We start from the raw sequence: 22,001 nt of genomic DNA, 5'->3' as shown, positions 1-22,001 counted from the left end.
ACATCGGGCTAGTTGCCATGAAATTGATATAAATCAACGCGTGAACATTTTTCATAAAATCGGACAACTTGCTATTTTTAAACATAAAAAAGCGTTGCCAGTCACGAAAAATTGCCACAAAATGGTGGCCATTGCGGAAGCTGATGGGGTCTGGTGGCCTCCTCGGTCTTCAAAACCGATGAGAGCCGAGAAGGCTTTGGCAGGTTCGATTCCTGCCTCTTCCGCCAAATTTCATATATTGGAGAGAAACCGTCAATTATGTTTCAGGCTGGTTGACGACTGTTTCACACATTGTTCTAACAAGGCGCCTGTCGCATTGCCAATATAATCTGAATGCGCTCCGACACCCTTATTTTTCTGCTCGAACATTAATTTATCCATTCGCCTTTTTTATTAATTCATGAATGGCGAAAAGCAGCAAATAAGCAGCGTCGTAGCGGCCTTCCTCCGGCAAGGCGGCGTGCATGTCACTCCCACGCACAGCCCGGGTCATCCCATGCCAACTCCGTCTGACGTATCCTCCCTCGCCCCCAGCGCCTCTTATGCCGCGACGCCAGCAAACCAGCGCCGCTTGCCACAAGTGGAACAGCTGCTGCAGCAACCTTTTCTCGCTGGGTTTATCGAGGCGCTGAGCCGCCCGCTGGTGACCCAGGCGGTGCGCGACACTCTGAGTGAACTGCGCCAAAGCGAGGCGTTTCGCCAGCACGGCGTCACTCCCGAACACCTTGAGGCGCTGATTGTCAGACGCTGCCGGCAGCAGCTGCGCCAGCGTCAGACCCGGGTGATCAACGCCACCGGCACCCTGGTGCATACCAATCTGGGACGTTCGCCGTTAAGTGCCGATCTGTGGGACGAGGTGCGCGACCTCAACACCGGTTACAACAATCTGGAGCTGGACCTCGCCACCGGCAAGCGCGGCGGGCGCAAGGGGCTGATCGCCCCCCTGCTCCGTTGCCTCACCCAGGCCGAGGATTCGCTGGTGGTCAACAACAACGCCGCCTCCCTCTTTTTGCTGCTGCAGGAGGTGGCCAAGGGGCGCGAGGTGATCGTCTCGCGCGGCGAGCAGATCCAGATTGGCGGCGGCTTTCGCATTCCCGATATTCTGGCCCTCTCCGGCGCCAAACTGGTGGAGGTGGGCACCACCAATATCACCACCGCCAAAGACTACCTCGATGCCATCACGGATCAGACCGCGCTGGTACTGATGGTGCACAGATCCAATTTTGCCATTCGCGGCTTTACCGAATCCCCCGATATCGGCGAGCTGGCCCGCGCCCTGCCCGAGCAGGTAGTGCTGGCGGTGGATCAGGGCTCGGGCTTGACCACGGAGGAGTTTGCACCGGACGAAACCTCGGTGCGCCAGTACATCAAGGCGGGGGCGGATCTGGTCTGCTACTCAGGCGACAAGCTGATGGGCGGGCCCCAGTGCGGCATCATCAGCGGCCGTGCGGACCTTATCAAGCGGTTGGAAAAACACCCCATGATGCGCACCTTCCGCTCGAGCCGCATCATCCACTCCCTGCTCGAACGCCTGCTCATTCACAAGCTCAACAAGTCCCCCGTCGGCGAGGGCATTGCCCAACGGACTTTAAGCAACCCGGCCGCCATGCAGGCGAAAGCCTCCCAGCTGATGACCGCCCTGCCCGGCTGCTTTGTGCCGGTTCCCGCCCAGCTGGTGGTGGGCGGCGGCACCCTGCCGGACGAGTTTTATCCAGCCCCTGCGCTGGAGTGCACCGACCAGCGTCCGGCCCAGCAACTGCTGGATACCCTGCGCGAACTGCCGGTGCCGGTCATCGCCACCGTACGCCAGCAGAAGGTGCTGCTCAATATGGCCACCCTGCTCGACGAGGACATGGAGCTGCTGATTACCCAGCTCAAAGCGCTGCTGTTGCCCACCCCGACCACAGCGACCGAGGAGCCTTGATCCCATGACCCCCTATCGCGCCGTTATAGGTCTTGCCGGCCACGTGGATCACGGCAAGACCCTGCTGATCAAGACCCTCACCGGGATCACCACTGCCCGTGCCCATGAGCAGGCCATCGGCATGACCCAGGATCTCGGCTTTGCCCACTTCGACGACGGTCAGGGCAACACCATAGGCGTCATCGACGTGCCCGGCCACGAGCGCTATATCCGCAATATGGTGGCGGGGCTCTGGAGTCTGGATCTGGTGCTGCTGGTGATTGCCGCCGACGAGGGGTGGATGCCGATGACCGGCGATCACCTGCGCCTGCTCAAGGCGATGGGGGTGCCGCGCCTGCTGGTCTGCATCAACAAGTGCGATCTGGTCTCCCCCGACGAGCTTTTGCTGCTTGAAGAGAGCCTGCTGGAACGGGTGATGGACGAGAGCGGCATGGTGCCCGATATCGTCAGCGTCAGCGCCAAGACCGGCGCCAATATGGCCGCCCTGCACGCCGCTATCGTGCGCCAGCTGGGGGATATGGCCGAGCATCATGCTGCCCGCGAGCAGAGCGCCCCGCGCCTCTATGTAGACCGCGTCTTTACCGCCAATGGCACCGGCACAGTGCTCACCGGCACATTGCAACAGGGCAGCCTCAAGGTGGGGGACAAGCTGCGCCTCTACCCTGCCGATCGGGAGGTGCAGGTGCGCTCCCTGCAGGCCTATCACCAGAGCGCCCTAGAGATTGGCGCCGTCTGCCGGGTGGCGGTGGGCCTGAAAAAAGTGCCCCACAAGGAGGTGGCCCGCGGTCACTGCCTGACCAGCACTGCCGGCCAGTGCGAGGCTGCCACCCACCTTATCGTGCGACTGAACGAGGTCGGCGGCAGCATCAGGGAGCAACGCAACCGCGAGGTGGAAATCGCCCTCGGCAGCTGGCACGGCCGGGCCCGTTTCGTACCCATCAAGGATACCCGGCTGGCACGGCTGATCTTTGCCAGCCCCATTCCCTGCTTCTTCGGTCAGCCGCTCGCCATCATTCGCCACGGCAGCAGCGAGCTGTTGCACGGCGCCCGCATCGTCTGGTGCGGCGACATCCATCCCGCCAGACGCAAGGCGCTGCACGCCCTGCTGGGCGAGCTACCTGATGAGCTGGAGTGCTACAACCCGGCCACCCTGCAGTTGGGGCTCAATGGCTATGTGCTGGCCAGCCGCTTTGCGCAGCGGCCCGAGCAGGTCACCCCCCTCGGTGAGTGGCTGCTGGATAGCTGCTGGCTGGCTCAGAGCCGCGATCAGCTGCTTGCGACGCTGCAAAGTGAACCGCTCAGCGCTGCAGAGCTCACGACCCGCCTTGGCATCGCCCTGCCGGTCACGCAAGCCCTGCTCCAGCAGCTCAAGAGCGAGCAGCTTGTTCGCCTGCACCATGACAAGTGGCAGCAGGGCAGCGGCGAGTCGGAAGATGATTTGGGGGAAGAGGCGCAGCTGGTGCTCAAGGTGGTGCGAGATCAAGGCAAGGAGGGTTATGAGCCCGGTAAACTGGGCCCCGGCGGCGTGGAGCTGGACCCCTTTATCACCCGCAAGTTGCCCGCCGCCCTGCAGCAGGGCTTGCTACAAAAAGGCGCGTTGCAAAAGCAGTTGCGCAATCTGGCGCGACTCAAGTATCTGGTGCAGCTCGATGGCCCCATCTACTACGACGCCGAGCTTTACAACCAGATGGTCGCCGCCGTGCTGGCGGGCCAGCAGGTGGGAGATCTGATCGACATGGCATCCCTCAAGGAGATCACCGGTTTGTCGCGCAAATACGCCATTCCGTTCTGCCTGCGAATGGAGATGGATGGCTGGGTACGACGCGAGGAGAACGAGCGCCGGGTGCTGCGTTTGCCGCAGACTCAAGATGAGATGGAGCCGGCATGAGCGCCACCATTGCCACCTCTATCTCTCCGAGTCATGCGGCCAGCCGGCTACGCCGCGAGTTTCATATCGACGGTATCGTGCAGGGGGTCGGCTTTCGCCCCTTCGTCTATGGACTGGCGCTGCGCCACAGCCTTGCCGGTTATGTGTTGAACGATGCCAACGGCGTCACCATTGGCGCCGAAGGATCGCCTGAGCAGCTCACAGCCTTTGCCCGCGAACTGCGGGAACTGGCGCCGCCGCTCAGCCGAATTGATCATTTCAGCGAGCGGGAGCTGCCCCTCGCTCATGATCCCGACTTCGATGGCCAATTTCATGGCCAATTTCGAATTAAAGCGAGCCAGCAGCAGAGCGCCGCCACGGTGGCCATCTCGCCGGATCAGGGGATGTGCGAGGCGTGCGCCCGGGATGTGGCCAACCCCAACGATCGCCACCACCACTACCCCTTTACCAACTGCACCCACTGCGGCCCGCGCTACACCATCATCCGCCGCCTCCCTTACGACCGCCCCCACACCGCCATGGCCGACTTTGCCATGTGCCCGCGCTGCGCGGCTGCCTATGAAAATCCGCTGGACAGACGCTACCACGCCCAGCCGGTGAGCTGCCCCGAGTGCGGGCCTCATCTGACCTGGCGCAGCGGCAATGGCGATGCCCTGGCCGAGCGCGAGGGTGCCCTGCAAGCGGCTGCCAGCGCCCTGCAAGCGGGCAAGCTTATCGCGGTCAAGGGGATGGGGGGTTATCACCTGATGTGTGATGCCCGCAATGAACAGAGTGTGGCCAGATTGCGAGCGCTCAAGCGGCGCGCGCGCAAGCCGCTGGCGGTGATGATGGGCTCCCTTGCCGAGGCCAAATTGCATGTCACCGGCTGCGAGGCAGAGTGGACGCTGCTCGCCTCTCAGGCCAGACCCATCGCCTTGCTGCGCAAGCGCGAAAACGTTGATCGGCCGTCAGAATCCCAACTGACAACTGCGCCGCTGGCCGAGGGGATCGCCCCCGGCATCCCCTACCTTGGCATCATGCTCCCCTACACCCCGCTCCATCAGCTGCTGCTGGATGCCTGCGCCATGCCGCTGGTGGCCACCAGCGCCAATGGTCGCGGCAGCCCCATCCTTATCGAGTGCGAGGCTGTGGTCAAGGAACTCGGCAGCGAGATTGACGGCATCCTGGATCACAACCGCCCTATCCTGCACCCGTGCGACGACAGTCTGGTGCAGTGGGCGGGCGGGCGGCGCCAGATGTTGCGCCTCGCCCGGGGTTACGCCCCCTGCACCCCCAGCCTGCAAGAGGCGGTCAAGGTGCCGCTGCTGGCGGTCGGGGCGCAACAGAAGAACCAGCTGGCGCTCGCCTTCGGCCGCCAGCGCATCTACAGCCCCTATATCGGCGATCTGCACAGCCTGCCGATGCAGGAGCACTTCGAGCAGACCCTGGCGACCTTTCGCGATCTCTACGATCTCAAGCCAGAACTGCTGGTCTCGGATCGCCACCCCGGCTACCTCAGCCACCAGTGGGCCAAGAATTACTGCCGCGATCAGGGTGCGACCCACCTCGAGGTGCAGCACCATCACGCCCACCTGCTGGGGGTGATGGCCGAGCACGACATCACGGGCCCGGTGCTGGGCGTTGCCTTTGACGGCACCGGCCTTGGCGATGACGGCACCCTCTGGGGCGGCGAGCTGCTGATCGCAGACGTTCAGGGATTTGAGCGAGTTGCCCATCTCAGGCCTTTCAAACTGATCGGCGGCGAGGCGGCCATCCGCGAACCGGTACGCCAGTTGCTGGGGCTGCTGTTTGAATCGCACAGCCCTGAGGAGATCGGTGCCCTCGATATTCCGTTGATCAAGCAACTACCCCTTAAGCGGATCAACAACCTGCACCAGCTCTGGCAGCTGGGTCGCAACGCCCCCTACACCAGCTCCATCGGCCGGCTGTTCGATGCGGTGGCGGCGCTCTTGGGAGTGATCGATACCCCCGATTACGAGGGCGAAGCGGGGCTCCTGCTGGAGGCAGCCGCCTTGCAGCTCACCCCCGATGAACAGCCCTTCCCCCTCGCCTTTGATCTCAGCCAATCAGCGGAAGGGCCACTGCATATCCAGTGGGCCGAGCTCATCCATACCCTTGTCAGCGAGCGGCGCCAAGGCACCTCAACCGCCAGCCTGGCCGCCGGTTTTATCCGCGCCATCAGCAATCTGGTGGTTGCCCTGGCCGAGCGCTTCCCCGGTTATCAGGTGACGCTCGGGGGCGGTGTCTTTCAAAACCGGGTGCTGATGGACCAGTTGGTGCCCGCTCTCGAAACCGCCGGCCGGCATGTATTGACCAGCGAAACCCTGCCGCTCAATGACGGTGGTATCGCCGCCGGTCAGCTCTGGTTTGCCATCCACCATCTTGCCACGCACCAGCCTGCCACAGCCGGTTGTGCCACCTTGTCGGAGTCCTGAAATTCATGTGTCTATCCATCCCCTCTCAGGTGGTGCAACTGCACCCCGAAGACAACTGCGTCACCGTCGACACCCTGGGGGTGCAGCGGCGCGTCAGCTGCATGCTGCTCGAAGAGCCTCTCCAGGTGGGCGACTATGTGCTGCTCCATATTGGCTTTGTGATGAGCAAGATTGACGACGAGGAGGCGCAGGCCAGCCTCGAGAGCTTCCGCCAGATGGTGGCCCTGATGCCCAAACAAGAGACGCTGCCATGCTGACCTTGAATGACCTCTTTCAGGGCTTTCGTCAGCCCCAGGTGATCCGCGCCCTCGCCGCCCAGATCACCGAACTGGCCAATGATCTGCCCGAGCCGCTGAGGGTGATGGAGGTGTGCGGCGGCCATACCCACACCATCATGAAGTACGGCCTGCACCAGTTGCTGCCGGCCAGCATCGAGTTTGTCCACGGCCCCGGCTGCCCGGTCTGCATCATGCCCAAAGAGCGCATCGATCAGGCCATCGAGCTGGCCCGCCAGCCCAACGTTATTCTGGTGACGCTGGGGGACATGATCCGGGTGCCGGGCTCCAAAGGCACGCTGGCCCAGCAGCGCGCCAAGGGGAGCGATATCCGCCCCGTCTATGACCCCCTCGATGCCCTGCGCATCGCCCGTGAGAACCCTGAGAAAACCGTGGTCTTCTTCGCCATCGGTTTCGAGACCTCCACCCCGATGACAGCGGCACTCTTGGCTGCTGCGGAAGAGCAAGGGATCGAGAACCTCTTGTTTCATATCAACCATGTGCTGGTGCCCCCCGCCATTCATGCGGTGATGGCCGACGGCGTTGCCAAGGTGAACGCCTTTATCGGTCCCTCCCACGTCAGCGTCATCACCGGCGCCGATATCTACCTGCCCATTGTCGACCGCTATCAGGTGCCAGTGGTGGTGAGCGGCTTCGAGCCGGTGGACGTGATGGAGGCGCTCTTGATGATGGTGCGCCAGAAGGTGGAGGGTCGCTACGCGCTGGAGGTGCAATACAGCCGCGCCGTCACTGCCAGCGGCAATAAAGCCGCCCAGCGGCTGGTCGAGCGCTTTTTCGAGACCCGCGAGCACTTTCGCTGGCGAGGCCTTGGGGATATCAACGCCTCCGCCCTGCGCCTGCGGGATGCCTTCGCCAGGCGCGATGCGGAGCGTCACTTCCAGCTTGATCAGACCCCCATCGACGATCACAAGGCGTGCCAGTGCGCCGATATCCTGCGTGGGCTGGCCAAGCCCAACCAGTGCAACGTCTTTGGCCGGGGCTGCACCCCGACCCAGCCCATGGGCAGCTGCATGGTCAGCTCCGAAGGGGCTTGCAATGCCTACTACCGATATATGGGGATCCAATGAGAGAAATTCAGTTAAGCCACGGCGGTCGGGTGATGAGGAGAGATGAACCAGCCTGTTTCTGCAATCTTGTGGAGAACCAGACCCGATGAGAGAAATCCAACTTAGCCACGGCGGCGGCGGCGTGGAGATGAACCAGCTGATCAACCAGCTCTTCTTTCGCCACTTTGGCAACGAGATCCTGCTGCGCGGTGAAGATGCCGCCCTGCTGCCGGTAAACGGCCCCGTCGCCTTCACCACCGACAGCTTTACCGTCTCGCCGCTGTTCTTCGAGGGGGGCGATATCGGCAAGCTGGCCATCGCCGGTACGGTCAACGATCTGGCCATGATGGGGGCCAAGCCCGAGTATCTGAGCTGCAGCTTTATCATCGAGGAGGGCTTCCCCTACGCCGATCTGGCCCGCATCGTCGAGTCGATGGCCGCGGAGCTTGCCAACAGCGGCGCCAGCATCGTCTGCGGCGACACCAAGGTGGTGCCTAGGGGGGCGGCCGACAAGATCTTCATCAACACCAGCGGGGTCGGCACCTTCCCGCTGCCCGAACAGAGCCGGGGCATCTCGGTACGGAGCCTCAAGGCCGGTGACGCCATCCTGGTGTCGCGGGATATCGGCAGCCACGGTGCCTGCATACTGATGGCCCGTGACGCCCTGCAACTGGGATCTGATCTCAAGAGCGACTGCACCACCCTCTGGCCGCTAGTAGAAGCGCTGCTAAAAGCGGGTATTACCCCTCACGCCCTGCGCGATGCCACCCGCGGTGGCCTTGCCGCCGTGCTCAACGAGTGGAGCAGCGCCTCCGGCGTTGCCATCGAGCTGGAGGAGTCCGCCATTCCGGTGTGCGATCCGGTGCGGGGCCTGTGCGAGCTATACGGTTTCGAGCCCCATGATCTCGCCAACGAGGGAACCATGGTGCTGGCCCTGCCTGCCGAACAGGCGCGGGACGCACTGGGCATCTTGCGGCAATTCAACCCCGCCGCCAGCCAGATCGGCGTGGTGCAGGCAAGCGATCGCCACAAGGTGATCCTGAACAACCCCTGGGGCAGCCGCCGCTATCTGGAGCTGCCGCAGGGGGAGCTGCTGCCGCGGATCTGTTGAGCGGCCATGCCGTTCAGCCAATTACAGAGGGGAGTCACACCTCCCCATATCGGTTAAGGAGCCACCATGCACGAAATGTCTCTGGCCATGGCCGCCATCGATCTGGCGGCCGAGCAGGCCACCCAGCGGGGCTTTACCAAGGTGACCGCCCTCTGGCTCGAGGTCGGCAGCTTCTCCTGCGTCGACCCGGACACCATTGCCTTCGGTTTCGAGGCTGCTGCCAAGGGCACCGCCGTCGAAGGGGCCCAGCTGCACTTTCAGTACCAGGCGGCAGAAGCCTGGTGTTACGACTGCAACCAGACGGTCACCCTCACCGAACGCGGGCAAGCCTGTCCCGAGTGTGGCGGGTACAAATTACGAGTCGCGCAGGGTGATAGCCTGCGCATCACCGACATCGAGGTAAGTTGATATGTGTAGCGTATGCGGATGCGGCCAGGCGCGGATCGCCGGCCATGAGCACGATCATGAGCATCATCACGAACATGAACATCACCATGAACATGGTCATGAGCACGACCATCATCATGCTCATGACGCCCATCACCATCATGATCACGAGCAGAGTGCGCCGCGCACCCTGATCATTCACCACCACTATCACCATCAGGGGGATGTCCATCACCACTACCACGGGGTGCGGGCCCCCATGGGCCATGAGGGTCATGATCAGCCTCATGAGCACCACCATGATCACCCCCACGACCATCATCATGAACATGCCCACTCTCATGAACACGGCCATTCCCACGCGCATCCCCATGATCACAGCCATGACCATGACCATGACCATGACCATGACCATCAGCAGGGTGGTCTGCACTACGGCAAAGGGGAAGCGGGGTTGTCGGTGCCCGGCATGGGGCAGCGCCAGCTGATCGCCATCGAGATGGACGTGCTGGCCAAGAACAATGCGCTGGCCGCCCACAACCGCGAACACTTCACTGCCGCAGACCAGCTGGTGCTCAATCTGGTATCTAGCCCGGGTTCAGGCAAAACCACTTTGCTGTGCGAAACCCTGCGCCAGCTGGCCAACAAACGCCCCTGCGCCGTGATCGAAGGGGATCAACAGACAAGCAGTGATGCGGATCGCATTCGTGCCACCGGCGTCCCTGCCGTGCAGATCAACACCGGCAAGGGCTGCCATCTGGACGCCAAAATGGTTCACGATGCCTGCCACCAGCTGCCAGCCAATCAAGGGGGCATCCTCTTTATCGAGAACGTCGGCAATCTGGTCTGCCCCGCCAGCTTCGATCTCGGCGAGAAGTACAAGGTAGCGATCCTCTCCGTCACCGAGGGGGAAGAGAAGCCGCTGAAATACCCGGACATGTTCGCCGCCGCCCAGCTGATGGTGATCAACAAGATTGATCTGCTGCCCTACGTCAGCTTTGACGTGGCCCGCTGCATCGAGAATGCCAAACGGGTCAACCCCTATATTCAGGTGATCCAGGTCAGCGCCACCACAGGCGAAGGGATGGATGCCTGGCTCAACTGGCTGGCCACGGCCTGAACCGGTTAAACGCCGCTGATAACGGTAGAAAACAAGAGAGGGAGGCTGATGCCTCCCTCTCTTTATCTGCGCGCTTTGCCAACGGTTCTCTCTGTACAGAATGGCCAGCGTTTCACTCTCCCCCCTCACCCTGGCCCTCTCCCCAGGGAGAGGGAACCGGTTCGTAGATGCCGTATTCCTCTCCTGTCTCACAGGGAAAGGGGAGCCTGTTCATGAATGCGGGCAGCCCCCTTCTCCCCTTGCGGGAGAAGGGCTGGGGATGAGGGGAACTAACCCTCAGGCCGCATTTTCAGCCAATACACCAGTCACAGGCTGCATCTCACCAAAGCGCAGTACCCGATGACAAATCTGGTGCAGCAGTGCCTGCTGGTGACTGAAGACAAGTATGGCGAGCCCGCGCTGCTCGCACTCAACCATCAACTCCCGCCAGAGTTGACGCTGAATTTGCGGATCCAGCTGGGCGGTCACCTCGTCGGCAATAAGCAGTCGGGTGCGGGGATCGAGGGCACGCAGCAGTGCGATGCGGGCCAACTCACCACCGGAGAGCTGACCGGGTTTACGACTGAGCCACGCAGGCTTGACCATAAAGCGGGCCAGCATGGCGTCATCGGGACGCCATACGTCCCACAGCGCCTGCCCGGTGGTGCGATAGGGATTGAAAGTGAGCTCCGGGTGCTGGGGCACCAGCTGGATGGGGTTGTAGCCCTTCACCGGTTTGGCCAACGGCTGCCCATCCAGCAGGATCTGCCCACCCGCCCAAACCGGTTGCCAACTCGCCAATACCCGCCCCAGCGTGGTCTTGCCATAACCGCTCGGGGCAGAGATGCCGAGTCGCTCGCCCGCTTTCACCGTCAGCGATAGCCCCTGCCAGAGGGGGCGTTCCCCCTGGGCGATGGTGAGATTTCGTACTTCCAGCATCATGACACCTCCGGCACAGAGAAGAGCGCATTGAACTCGGGCAGCGCCTGCCAGTGAGCACGGAGCATCTCGCTCCCCTGCCCCTGACGCAGGTGGTGACAGCTCAGGGTGTCGCTCACCTGCCCCTGATGCAGCGCGACGATGCGATCGGCAAAGCGGGCTGCCAGCGCCAGATCATGGGTCACCCAGAGGATGCCGCTGCCCTGATTGGCCAATTCACGCAACTGGCTGAGCAGCTGGCAGGCCAGCCCCTCGTCGAGCCAGGCGGTGATCTCGTCCGCCAGAATGTAGCGGGCACCGCCAAGCGCCGCGGTGCAGGCCAGAATGCGCTTGGCCATACCACCGGAGAGCTGGCGCGGATAGCTGTCCAGGGTGGTCGCGGGCAGCTGGTAGCGCAGCAGTTGCTGGCCGAGCCGTTCGCGAGAACCGCTCTGGCCACAGAGGCGTGCCGCACGTCCCAGCTGACGCTCCACCGTCAGCAACGGATTGAGGGCGCTCACCCCCTGCGGCACATAGCAGAAGGTGTGGCCGCGCAGACAGGCCCGGCTGGCGTCGCACAGGGGCGTGCCATCGAGGGAGATGGTGCCGCGCATGCGCAGGTTGTCCGGCAGCAATGTCAGGGCGCTTTGCAGCAGCAGGCTCTTGCCCTCGCCGCTCCCCCCCACCAGCGCCACTATCTCCCCCGGCGCCAGTTGCAGGCTGATATCGGTCAACAGCGGCCGCCAGCTGCGCCGTCCCAGCCAGGAGTAGTGGGCCGCCTCTATGGTCACCTGGTCAAAACTCAGCATGGTTCACTCCTGTGCCACAACAGCTGTTGCAGGGCGCGAGTGGCCTGATCAAACAGCAGAACCAACAGCAGCAACATCAGCCCCGGGAAGAGGGCCAGCCACCAGCCGCCGCCGGCCAGATAACGCAGGGCATCGGCCAGCAGCAGACCCAGCGAGGCCTCGTGGGCCGCCAGGCCAAAGCCGAGAAAGCTCAAGGCGGCGCTGTGCAACACCGCGTGGGGAAACATCAGCAGGGTGCCGATAAACCACTGGGGCAACAGCCCCGGCAACAGGTGGGTACGCCAGCGGCGCAGCGCCCCCATCCCCTGACAGCGGGCCAGCACCACGTAGTCGCTGCTGGCGATGCGCCGCGCCTCGGCGCAGAGAATGAGCGCCAGCTTGGGCCAGTGGGTGAGCGCCACCGCCAGGATCACCCCGCGCATGCCGCCCCCTGCGGTAAAGCAGATCAGGATCAACAGCAGCATATGGGGCAGCGCCAGCATGGCGTCGATCACCAGCCGCACCGCCGCATCACACCTGGGATGAATGAGCGACACGCTCGCTGCCACCATGGCCAACAAACCGCTGCACAGGGCCGTGCTGATGCCAAGCTCCAGACTGGTAAGGGTGCCCTGAAAGGCCCGCAGCCAGAGATCCCGCCCCATCTGGTCGGTACCGAACCAGTGGACCAGCGAAGGTGGCTGCTGGCGGGCCAGCAGATCCATCGGCACATCCTGATGAGAGAGGCTCCAGCCATAGCTGGCCAGCAGCAGCAGGCAGATCAGCGCAAAGCCCAGACGCAGCAAGGAGGGGAGCGGATTAAACAGCATGCTCGCCCTCCCAGCCTCGATTGATGTGCGCCAGCAGCACCCGCGCTACCGTGTTGCCAATAAAGACCAGCAGGGTGCAGAAGAGCACGATTCCCATCAGCAGGGGGATATCCCCCCTGAGCCCCGCATCCACGGTGGCCTGACCGAGCCCCGGATAGGAGAAGACCTTCTCTGCCAAGAGCGATCCGCCAATCAGTTCACCGAGGGAGGCAAACTGCAGGCAGAGCGCCGGGGTCAGGGCGTGGCGCAGCACGTGAAAACGCAGCATGGGCCAGCCCCCATCCCCCTGGGCGCGGGCGTAGCGAATAAAATCGCTCGCCAGCACCTCGGCCACCCGCTCCCGGGTGTGCAGCGCGATATTGCCAAGCCCCAGCAGGGCCAGGGTTGTGACCGGCAGCAACAGATGACGCAACCGCATGGCCCAATCCGCCTCATCGGCAGCCAGCCCCGGCGTCCAGGCGCAGCAGACCGGCAACAGTGGCCAGTGCACCGCAAACAGGGCGAGCAGCAACAGGCCAACCCAGAAGGTGGGCAAGGAGGCGAGCAAGTAGGCAAAACGGCAAATCAGGCGATCGGGCCAGTGGTTGAGATAACGACCGGCGCAGAGCCCAAGCAACATCCCGAAAAAGCCGGAGAGCAGCCAGGCCCCCGCCAGCAGCAGGAAGGAGGCGGCAAAGCGCTGGCCAATGACCTCGCTCACCGGTGCGTTGTAGAGCATGGAGTAACCGAGATCTCCCTGCAGCACCTGGCTGAACCAGTGCCAGTAGCGCAGCCAGAGCGGCTGATCCAGCCCCCAGCGGGCGGCGATGCGGGCGTACTGCTCGGGCGGCACGTGCAGCAGATCGCTCCCGATATAGGCCTTGATGGGGTCGATGGGGGAGTAGCTCAGCAGCACAAAGGTGGCAACAGAGACCAGACAGAGCAGCCCTGCCAGTCGCAGCAGGGCTTTCAGAGTGGCAGTCATCATGGTGGACGAACTTAACGGCACGTCCACCGCCAATCCTGCAGGTTGTTGAGCAAAGACCAGCTACCGTGGATCTCCGGCGCCCCCTTGCCAAGGTCGATGCAACGGTTAGCGAGATAAGTGTGCTGCACGTTGAGCAGCCAGGCCCAGGCCGCATCCCCCTGCACCCCGGCGCCACGCTTGCCATCCCACTCCACCTGCTGCCAGAACGGCACGGCCGCCTGCCAGTTCGGGGCATCCAGCGCCTGCTTGAGGTGCGCATCCACCACCGGATTCTGGTAATAGCCCGGGTTGTAGAACTCCACGCCGGCGGAGCCGCTCTGGTAGTGATGATAGAGCTCCATGGGATCCAGACTCCCCCACCCCATCAGCACCGGATTGGCGTGCATCTCGCGCTCCACCTGCTCCCAGCTGCCGGACTTGAGGCTCACCTCGAGGCCGATGGGTTTGAGCATGGCCCGCACAGCTTCCGCCAGATCCCGGCGGGTGCTGTCACCGCTGGTGTACCAGAGGGTAAAGGCGGCGCGCAGGTCGCCCTTGTGGCGAATGCCGTCGCTCCCCCTCTTCCAGCCTGCCTCATCGAGCAGGGCGTTGGCATGGGCCGCATCCCCGTCCTTGAAAGCGGTAGCTTTATTCAGCCAGGGCAAGCCTTCTACCGAGCTGTAGGCGGGGATGGCATGTCCTTCCAGCAGCTGGTCGGCCAGCAGCTTGCGGTCGATGGCGTAGTTGATGGCGCGGCGCACCGCCACATCCGAGGTCACGTCGTTGCCGATGGGATAACCCTTGGCATCTTTTTTACCAGCAGGAGGAATGGGGAAGACGATGCCGCGGTTCTCCACGCTCGGGCGCACCCACAGCTTGAGGGAGGCAGGGACTGTGGGCGCCAGCGACGGGGCGATGCGCACCAGGTCGAGCTGGCTGCTCTGGGCGGCGGCGTAGGCGCTCTCTTCATCGATAAAGACAAACACCAGTCGCTTGAAGTCATTGCTGCCGCCGGCGTAATAGGGGTTTGCCTCCACCACCAGTTGCTGGCCGGGCAGGAAGCTCACCAACCGGTAGGGGCCGGCGCCGACGGGATGGCGAGCGTAAGCTTTTGCGTCGTAATCCCGCTTCGACACTATGCCGAGCGATCCCAGCACATTGACAAAGGTACTCTGGGGGGCGCTCAAACTGATGGCCACTTCGCTAGGCGAGAGCACCTTGGCCGAGACAAAGTTGCCCATGTCGATCTTGCCGCCGCCCTGGGCTGCGCTGTTGTAGGTAAAGGCCACATCTTCGGCGGTGAGCGGCGCGCCGTTGGAGAACTTCAGATCCGGCTTGAGGCGGATAAGCCACCCCTTGCCATCCTGGTTCGGGGTCACCGATTGGGTAAGCAGGTTCTGCCAGCTGAGATCGGCGTTTTGTTTAAGCAGTGGGCTGTGCAGCAGCAGGTAGCTGCCGTGGCTCCAGCCGAGCAGCGGGTCGAACCCTTCGGTGGGCTCACTGCCGATGGCGAGCTTGAGTTCGGCGGGGACGGGCTGGGCCGCCAGCGCCATGGAAGAAAAACCGCCCGAGAGCAGAGCCAGCAAGGCGGCCGCAGTGACAGAGAGGCCTTTGCGGCGGCCGGCGTTGCTGCCTGAATGGCAGCCAAAGCATTGAATGGTCATAAGATCCCTTGTTCGTTTTACCACTCACTACCCAAAAAACAGGGGCACGACAGAAGCGAGTGAGGGGCCAAAACGGCCCCTATTCTAAACCTGATTGCAGATGAGACCTAGCGCTGGGTGTCGCCCACAGGGTCGCCACGCCGGCCGCTGAACAGGCGACGCCGGCTCAAGTTCACGCCGCCCTCCCCCTGCTGCACCGGAAGCGAAAGCAACATCTTGAGGGTGCTGCCCACCAGCGCGCGCCCCTCGTCAGCCCCGAGATGCGGGTCGATGGGGGACATGAGCGAGCAGGCCATCAACTGCCCCGTCTCGGGCAATGCCCCCACCATAAAGGTCAGGTTGCCGCAGGGGAGCTGCAGGGCGAGCCGATCGCTGCTGCCGCGCACCGGCCAGAGTTGCTCGGGCCCCGGCAGCACCACCACGCTCAGCATCCAGGGGGTGAGCACGCAGCCGAGCCACTGCCCTTCAAACAGGGTGCACTCGGCAACTATGGGCATGGCCGGGTGATAGAAGGGCAGGGCCTGCATCTCTTGCTGCGCGATCCGCTCGTACTGGGCTACCAGCAGGGGCGCGGGATTGGTGGCAAAACCGGCGAACTCCTGCGTCGGCTCTTGCGCGGCTTCGTTCACTGCCTCATTCACAATGGATTGCGCCATACGCCCTCCCGCGCTCGCTCGGCCTTTTCCTGCTCAGAGAGCGGAATGGCCGGTACCCCCAGGCTGGCCAGCAGAGTCAATATCCGATCCGTCGCCTCCCCCATGGCAGCCGCCACCACAGGGGTGAGGCCGATGCGAGGCTCGAGGGATTCGGGCTCGACCCCGATCAGGGTGAGCCGCCTGGGGGATTCCCCCGTCATGTGCAGCGCCGAGAGCACGTCCGCCAGCCCCAGCTGATGGGGGGAGATCTTGCGACCAAACAGGGTCGGGATCTCCTCATCCTTCAGGGTCACCACGGTACCCGGTGGATTGCCGCTGCGCACCGCGTCCGCCAGTATGATGTGGTCGCGACTGGCCATCGCTTCGAGCAGTTCCATGCCGGCGGTGCCGCCATCAAGCAGCTCGATGCCGGGGGCGAAGCGGTAGTCGCGCTCCAGCCCCTCGACGATCCGCACCCCCACTGCCTCGTCGCTCAACAGCAGGTTGCCCACGCCCAGGATCAGGGTGTTCATCACAGCACCTTCACCTGAGTTGTTTCACCACTCTGGGTATCCACCACATGGACCGCGCAGGACATGCAGGGATCGAACGAGTGGATGGTGCGCACCACCTCCAGCGGTTTGGCGGGGTTGGCCACCGGGGTGCCCACCAGGGATTGCTCGTAGGGGCCGGGTTCGTCGTTGAAGTTGCGCGGGCCCGAGTTCCAGGTCGACGGCACCACCGCCTGATAGTTCTCGATCTTGCCGCCCTTGATGACTACCCAGTGGGAGAGCATGCCGCGCGGTGCCTCTTCAAAGCCCACCCCGCGAAACTCCTTGTCCGCCGGGATCTCAGTCTTGATGTAGGCGCTGAAATCCCCCTTGCCGATGTTGTCCACCAGCGCCTTCCACTGATGAGACAAGGTGTCTTTGAGCACACAGCAGCGCACCGCCCGGCCAATGATGCGGCCCAGGGTAGAGTGCAGCTGTTCGGTCTTGATGGCAGAGCCTGTGAGCGTCCTGTAGAGACCGTTCAGCTGATCGAAGTGTGTCACCGTCTCCGGGTGCTTGGCCGCGAGCTTCACCAGGAGGTCTGCGAGCGGCCCCACCTCCACCACCTTGCCGTAGAAGGTGGGGGATTTGACCCAGGAGTACTTGCCGTCATCCTGCCAGCCGGTGTAGTTGGGCTCGGTCTTGCCCTCCCAGGGCTTGAGGGGGGCATCATCCTTGTACCAGGCGTGCTTGTTGCTCTCGGCAATGCCATCCATCAGCCAGGCATCCTGATGGCTCTCGATGGGGCGATAGCCGGCCAGATCGCCGTTCTCGATGTAGCCGCCCGGCATCAGGAAACTGCCGCCGTCACCGTCGGTGGGGAGCTCCGGCACGCTCAGGTAGTGCTTGGCCCCCTGCCCCAGGTTCAGCCACTCGGGGTAGTGCGCGGCTATGATGGCGGCATCCACCTTGTAGACCTGCTCGATGAACTCGCCGAGCCGGTCGATAAAGCTCTTCACATAGAGCAGCCGCTCCAGGTTAAGCACGCTCGGCGCATCCAGGTTGATGGGGTTGGCCACCCCGCCCACCGCCAGGTTCTGGATGTGGGGGGTCTTGCCGCCCAGGATGGCGACGATGCGGTTGGCATCGCGCTGGCACTCCAGTGCCTGCAGATAGTGGGCCACGGCGATGAGGTTCACCTCCGGGCTCAGTTTCATCGCCTTGTGGCCCCAGTAGCCGTTCGCAAAGATGCCGAGCTGGCCGCTCGCCACCAGGGCGCGGATCTTGTCCTGCACCTTGGTCAGCTCGTCGGCACTGTTGAGGGACCAGGTCGATACCCCCTTGAGCATGTCGGCCGCTTTTTGCGCATTGGCCTGCAGAGCGGCCGTGATGTCCACCCAGTCCAGTGCGGAGAGCTGATAGAAGTGGACGATGTGATCGTGGATGTTGTGGGCCGCAATGATCAGGTTACGGATGTACTGGGCGTTGACCGGCACCTTGGCGCCGATGGCGTTCTCCACCGCCCGCACCGAGGCGATGGCGTGAATGGAGGTGCACACCCCGCAGATGCGCTGCACTATCATCCAGGCATCGCGCGGGTCGTTGCCCTTGACGATCTCCTCCATCCCGCGCCACATGGTGCCGGACGACCAGGCCTTGGTGACGACGCCGCCTTCGATTTCACAGTCGATACGCAGGTGACCCTCGATGCGGGTGATGGGGTCTATGGTGATACGTTGGCTCATACGTTGGCTTTCCCTCGGGCCTGATAATCTTGGTGAACACGTTCAAGTGATGGCAGTACCGGCAGCAGCCGGATCAGCAGCAAATAGGCACACACCTCGATGGCGACGAAGCCCAGGGAGATCAGCACTTCCGCCGCGGAGGGGAAGTAGTGGTAGCCATTGCCGGGGTTGAAGGCGAGCAGGGAGTAGTCCAGTCGCCAGAGGGCGGCGCCCAGCAGCATGCTGAGGGCCCCCAGGAACAACATGCGCGAATCGCGGCGGCTCTTGTCCCAGTGGAACACCAGCAGCGGGAAGATCATCAGCGCGATCTCGCTCCAGAACATGATGGAATAACGGTTAAATTCGGAGAGATAGGCCGACTTGTCGTTGATGACGATCTCGGCAAAGCGCAGCGCCACAAACAGGATCAGGAAGATGTCGATCACCTGGGTCAGCTTGTAGAACAGCGACTTCTCGTTGGGGCCGCGCCCCGCCAGTCCCGCCTGTACCAGGGAGCCTTCAAACACCACGATGGAGAAGCCCATGATGAAGGCGGTCAGAAGCGAGAAGACCGGCAGCAGCTCGTAGCTTTGCCAGAGCGGATGGATCTTCTGCCCCGCCACTATCATCAGGGACCCCATGGAGGATTGGTGCATGGTGGGCAGCAGGGCCCCCAGTGCCAGGATGAAGAACATGATCTTGTTGAGCCGCGCCATGGAGGCCTTCCAGCCGAACTTCTCCAAGAGCACGGGGGCAAACTCCAGCGCCATCACCCCGATGTAGATGGTCATGCAGACCGCCGTCTCGAACAGCACCGAGGAGGTGTTGAAGAAACCCGGAATGTAGAAGTAGGGCAGGTTCCAGTAACGGCCGACGTCAATGGTGATGGAGAGGCCGCCCAGGGAATAGCCGAACAGGCTCGCCAGCAGGGCCGGTCGCACCAGGGGGTGATACTCGCCCCGGTTGAAGACGTAGACCGCCCAGGCCAGCGCCCAGCCACCGCAGGCGAAACCTGTGCCGATCAAGAGGTCAAAGGAGATCCAGAGCCCCCAGGGGTAGCCGCCGTTCAGATCGGTGACCGAGCCCAGCCCGAAGATGAGGCGCTTGAGGATCAGCATGCCGCACAGGATGACGAACGGCGCCAGCACCATGACCGGCCAGCTGACCAGCCTGCCCCCCAAAGGATGTGCCTTGTGATTACTCATGGTTTTGGCCTCCCGATTGCTTGTCATGGCCCGCGTGCGAGTCATGATCGTCGCCATCCTGATGGTCCTTGGTGTTGCGGCGAATGAGCACCGAGAGCCCGGTCAGCACCACCAGCGGCAGCACCATCCCCTTGTAGAGGGTGTGCTGGATGTGCTCGGAGCGCGCCCCGGAGGAGAGCTCCGGCAAATCAGGCATGTCGAGCTTGGTGTAGGGCACCCCGGCCAGCACCAGCACCTGGGTGCCGCCCCCCTCCTTCTCGCCATAGACGTAAGGCTGGTAGTTGGGCACTTCATGCAGGTAGGGATCGTTGGCGCTGAAAGTCTGGCGCGGGTAGGCATATTCGCTGCCCGGGGTGGCCAGCAGCCGGCGCTTGGCCTCGGCCATCAGCGCCTCGCGGGTACCGAAGATGACGGCGCCGGTGGGACACACCTCGACGCAGCCGGGCAACTTGCCCTGATCGATGCGCTCAAGCCCTTTCTGGTTGCAGAGCTCGCACTTGTGGATCGCCCCGAACGGGTTGTTGTAGTCATATTTGGGCACGTCGAACGGGCAGCCCACCATGCAGTAGCGGCAGCCGGTGCAGACGTCCGGGTCGTAGTGGACGATGCCGGTCCTGGGATCCTTGGTCAGCGCCTGCACCGGGCAGACGGAGACGCAGTTGGGATCGACGCAGTGCATGCACTGCTTCTTGATGTAGGCATAGCCATCCACCAGCTGATCCTTGTGCTCACCCGTGCCGCTCTTCCACACCTGAATGATGTTGTTGGTGTAGGGGCTCAGCTTGTCGTTGTTGGACCAGGTCGACTCCCCGGCCGGATTGGCCGGGTTGCCGTTGAGGCGCTGGCACTCCGCCACGCAGGCCTGGCAGCCGATGCAGAGGGTGGAGTCGTAGAGCATGCCGAGCGCACCGGGAATGGGCGGCTTGTTCTGTGCCGCCGCCAGGGCAGTGCCGGAGACAGTGGTGCCCGCCGCCAGCGCACCGACGGAGGCGAATTTGAGGAAGTTGCGTCTGTTCACGGTCACTCCTCCCGTGATGAGTGCTGCCCGGCTTCATGGCGCTTCTGCTGGCGACCGAGCTCGCGCACCGTCATCAGACTCACCCCGACCAGCACCCCGAGCGCCCCACCGATAAGGCCGGTGGCGGTGGGCGACATGTGCCCTCCCTCCTGGATGGCCACGTCGGGCTTGTTCACCCGCGGGGTGGGATTCTCCACCTTGGCGAGCTGGAAGATCCCCTTGCTGAAACCCACCCCCTGCTCGTTGCAGCCGTAGCAGGGGTGGCCGATGCCCACCGGCCAAATGCCGCCGCCCACGTCGCAGAACTCCAGGGTCGAGCAGTTGCCGTAGGTCTCCGGCCCCTTGCAGCCAAGATGGTAGAGACACCAGCCCTGACGGTGGCCCTCGTCGCCAAACTCCTTGGCGAAGCGCCCTGCATCGAAGTGCGGACGACGCTCGCAGTTTTCATGGATGAGCCGCTCATAGGCAAACAGCGGCCGCTTCTTGGCATCGAGCGCCGGCAGCTTGCCGTAGGTGATGTAGTAGGCGACCGTGGTGAGGAAGTTGTGGGGATTGGGCGGGCAGCCCGGGATATTGATAATCGGCGTGCCGAGGTTGCCGAGGGCCTCCTCCAGGCTGACGGCGCCGGTCGGGTTGCCACCGCTGGCGGGCACCCCGCCCCAGGCGGCGCAGGAGCCGATGGCGATGACGGCGGCGGCATCACTGGCAGCGCGGCGAATATGGTCGACGATGGGCTCGCCAGCCACCATGCAGTAGATGCCGCCATCCTTGAGCGGGATGGAACCATCCACCACCAGCACATACCTGCCCTTGTAACGTTCCATGGCGTTGTGCTTGTTCTCTTCGGCCTGATGACCGAAGGCCGCCGAGAGCACCTCGTGGTACTCCAGCGAAATGGTGTTGAGGATCAGGTTCTCGATGGTGGGGTGGGTGGCGCGCAGCAGCGACTCGGTGCAACCGGTACACTCCTGCGCCCCTATCCAGATCACCGGTGGCCGCTCGGGGCTGGTGAGCGCGGTAGCCATCTTGGCCACGGCGTGTTGGCTTAATCCAAGGGTTGCGGCCATCCCGGCGCACAATTTCATAAAGTCACGGCGATTAATTCCATGAGCCGATAAAAAAGTATCCTCGACCATTCTTTTTATTCCCGTAGTGAGCACTTGTTTGATAAATGCTTAATAGCGGAAATGCTAAGTACTCCCCCCCGGCATTGTGTTGATCTCCATCAAGTGACGGGACATTACCCAAATAGAAACTCATCACAATTAATTTAAAAACTTCATATGCAGCATATACTTACAAAACCATCCCGAGGAGATAAAAAATACCCAATAGGGGTTATTTTAGCAGCTTAAAGAATTAACATCATTTAAATTATCCGTTAATTCGTGATGTTAAATAATCAGAATGAAAGCGTTGTCACACTATTTGACAGGAGCTTTATGTTACCAGCCACAGGCTATTTTACCTCGCCAAAAGTGGTTGATAATATATACCTTTATATTTGTATAAGTATATGTAAACAAGTGAAATGGACGCGCGAACGATATTTATTATCAGTTTTTAAAAAGAATTCCCCCTGCTGTTCAAGGCCGA

The 22,001-nt window shown here is 62.6% G+C and carries 20 protein-coding genes and 1 tRNA gene; 9 read left to right on the top strand and 12 right to left on the bottom strand.

What is annotated here, in order from left to right; all coding sequences use genetic code 11:
* Positions 1–135: 135 nt before the first annotated feature.
* The 8 genes from CK627_RS22615 to hypA all read left to right on the top strand — a co-directional run bounded on the left by CK627_RS22615 (position 136) and on the right by hypA (position 9,108).
* Positions 136–227, top strand: a tRNA-Sec gene (locus CK627_RS22615).
* A gap of 269 nt (positions 228–496) precedes the next feature.
* Positions 497–1,924, top strand: coding sequence for an L-seryl-tRNA(Sec) selenium transferase (gene selA, locus CK627_RS13470; protein ID WP_095592591.1), 1,428 nt, complete (start codon positions 497–499; stop codon positions 1,922–1,924).
* A 4-nt stretch (positions 1,925–1,928) separates the two neighbouring features.
* Positions 1,929–3,812: a selenocysteine-specific translation elongation factor gene (selB, locus tag CK627_RS13465; protein WP_095592590.1), complete on the top strand. Its 1,884-nt coding sequence runs from the start codon at positions 1,929–1,931 to the stop codon at positions 3,810–3,812.
* On the top strand, positions 3,809–6,247 hold the full coding sequence (gene hypF / locus CK627_RS13460) for a carbamoyltransferase HypF (protein ID WP_095592589.1): 2,439 nt from the start codon (positions 3,809–3,811) through the stop codon (positions 6,245–6,247). Before selB ends, hypF begins: the two co-directional genes overlap by 4 nt.
* Before the next feature lie 5 nt (positions 6,248–6,252).
* The gene (locus CK627_RS13455; RefSeq protein ID WP_095592588.1) at positions 6,253–6,504 is read left to right on the top strand and encodes a HypC/HybG/HupF family hydrogenase formation chaperone; all 252 of its coding nucleotides are present in this window, start codon (positions 6,253–6,255) and stop codon (positions 6,502–6,504) included.
* Positions 6,498–7,610 carry a hydrogenase formation protein HypD gene (gene hypD, locus CK627_RS13450; RefSeq protein WP_095592587.1) on the top strand — a complete coding sequence of 371 codons (1,113 nt, stop codon included), beginning with the start codon at positions 6,498–6,500 and terminating at the stop codon, positions 7,608–7,610. Before CK627_RS13455 ends, hypD begins: the two co-directional genes overlap by 7 nt.
* Before the next feature lie 85 nt (positions 7,611–7,695).
* Positions 7,696–8,700 (top strand): hydrogenase expression/formation protein HypE, encoded by a 1,005-nt coding sequence (hypE, locus tag CK627_RS13445; protein ID WP_095592586.1) that lies wholly within the window; start codon positions 7,696–7,698, stop codon positions 8,698–8,700.
* 66 nt (positions 8,701–8,766) lie between these two features.
* The gene (gene hypA, locus CK627_RS13440) at positions 8,767–9,108 is read left to right on the top strand and encodes a hydrogenase maturation nickel metallochaperone HypA (RefSeq protein ID WP_095592585.1); all 342 of its coding nucleotides are present in this window, start codon (positions 8,767–8,769) and stop codon (positions 9,106–9,108) included.
* Here the strand turns inward: hypA and CK627_RS23070 are convergent.
* Complete coding sequence (locus CK627_RS23070; protein ID WP_254425309.1) at positions 9,086–9,460, bottom strand: hypothetical protein; 375 nt, start codon at positions 9,458–9,460, stop codon at positions 9,086–9,088. The two genes, hypA and CK627_RS23070, sit on opposite strands and share 23 nt — an antisense overlap.
* Here CK627_RS23070 and hypB point away from each other — a divergent pair.
* Positions 9,347–10,207, top strand: coding sequence for a hydrogenase nickel incorporation protein HypB (gene hypB / locus CK627_RS13435; RefSeq protein ID WP_217349760.1), 861 nt, complete (start codon positions 9,347–9,349; stop codon positions 10,205–10,207). The two genes, CK627_RS23070 and hypB, sit on opposite strands and share 114 nt — an antisense overlap.
* Positions 10,208–10,483: 276 nt before the next feature.
* Here the strand turns inward: hypB and CK627_RS13430 are convergent, their stop codons facing one another.
* From CK627_RS13430 to hybO, 11 genes are all read right to left on the bottom strand, one after another.
* Entirely contained in the window at positions 10,484–11,125 is a 642-nt protein-coding gene (locus tag CK627_RS13430) for an ATP-binding cassette domain-containing protein (protein ID WP_095593503.1), read from the bottom strand.
* Positions 11,125–11,913 (bottom strand): ATP-binding cassette domain-containing protein, encoded by a 789-nt coding sequence (locus CK627_RS13425; RefSeq protein WP_095592583.1) that lies wholly within the window; start codon positions 11,911–11,913, stop codon positions 11,125–11,127. The genes CK627_RS13430 and CK627_RS13425 overlap by 1 nt, the downstream gene beginning before the upstream one ends.
* On the bottom strand, positions 11,907–12,722 hold the full coding sequence (locus tag CK627_RS13420; RefSeq protein WP_095592582.1) for an ABC transporter permease: 816 nt from the start codon (positions 12,720–12,722) through the stop codon (positions 11,907–11,909). The genes CK627_RS13425 and CK627_RS13420 overlap by 7 nt, the downstream gene beginning before the upstream one ends.
* Positions 12,712–13,716, bottom strand: coding sequence for an ABC transporter permease (locus CK627_RS13415; protein ID WP_095592581.1), 1,005 nt, complete (start codon positions 13,714–13,716; stop codon positions 12,712–12,714). The genes CK627_RS13420 and CK627_RS13415 overlap by 11 nt, the downstream gene beginning before the upstream one ends.
* Positions 13,701–15,332 carry an ABC transporter substrate-binding protein gene (locus CK627_RS13410; protein ID WP_095592580.1) on the bottom strand — a complete coding sequence of 544 codons (1,632 nt, stop codon included), beginning with the start codon at positions 15,330–15,332 and terminating at the stop codon, positions 13,701–13,703. Before CK627_RS13410 ends, CK627_RS13415 begins: the two co-directional genes overlap by 16 nt.
* Positions 15,333–15,439: 107 nt before the next feature.
* Positions 15,440–15,988, bottom strand: coding sequence for a hydrogenase-2 assembly chaperone (gene hybE, locus CK627_RS13405; RefSeq protein WP_095592579.1), 549 nt, complete (start codon positions 15,986–15,988; stop codon positions 15,440–15,442).
* Positions 15,970–16,500: a HyaD/HybD family hydrogenase maturation endopeptidase gene (locus CK627_RS13400; RefSeq protein WP_095592578.1), complete on the bottom strand. Its 531-nt coding sequence runs from the start codon at positions 16,498–16,500 to the stop codon at positions 15,970–15,972. The genes hybE and CK627_RS13400 overlap by 19 nt, the downstream gene beginning before the upstream one ends.
* Positions 16,500–18,203: a hydrogenase 2 large subunit gene (gene hybC / locus CK627_RS13395; protein ID WP_095592577.1), complete on the bottom strand. Its 1,704-nt coding sequence runs from the start codon at positions 18,201–18,203 to the stop codon at positions 16,500–16,502. The genes CK627_RS13400 and hybC overlap by 1 nt, the downstream gene beginning before the upstream one ends.
* Positions 18,200–19,387, bottom strand: a complete 1,188-nt coding sequence (gene hybB / locus CK627_RS13390; RefSeq protein WP_017786815.1) for a Ni/Fe-hydrogenase cytochrome b subunit — start codon at positions 19,385–19,387, stop codon at positions 18,200–18,202. Before hybB ends, hybC begins: the two co-directional genes overlap by 4 nt.
* Positions 19,380–20,405, bottom strand: a complete 1,026-nt coding sequence (gene hybA / locus CK627_RS13385) for a hydrogenase 2 operon protein HybA (protein WP_095592576.1) — start codon at positions 20,403–20,405, stop codon at positions 19,380–19,382. The genes hybB and hybA overlap by 8 nt, the downstream gene beginning before the upstream one ends.
* Positions 20,406–20,407: 2 nt before the next feature.
* Complete coding sequence (gene hybO, locus CK627_RS13380) at positions 20,408–21,541, bottom strand: hydrogenase 2 small subunit (protein ID WP_095592575.1); 1,134 nt, start codon at positions 21,539–21,541, stop codon at positions 20,408–20,410.
* Positions 21,542–22,001 lie beyond the last annotated feature (460 nt).

This window comes from Aeromonas dhakensis, from assembly GCF_002285935.1.
In the GTDB taxonomy this organism is placed as follows: Bacteria; Pseudomonadota; Gammaproteobacteria; order Enterobacterales; family Aeromonadaceae; genus Aeromonas; species Aeromonas dhakensis.
Note: the sequence above shows the minus strand (reverse complement) of the source record. Positions and strands in the feature narration are given on the sequence as shown.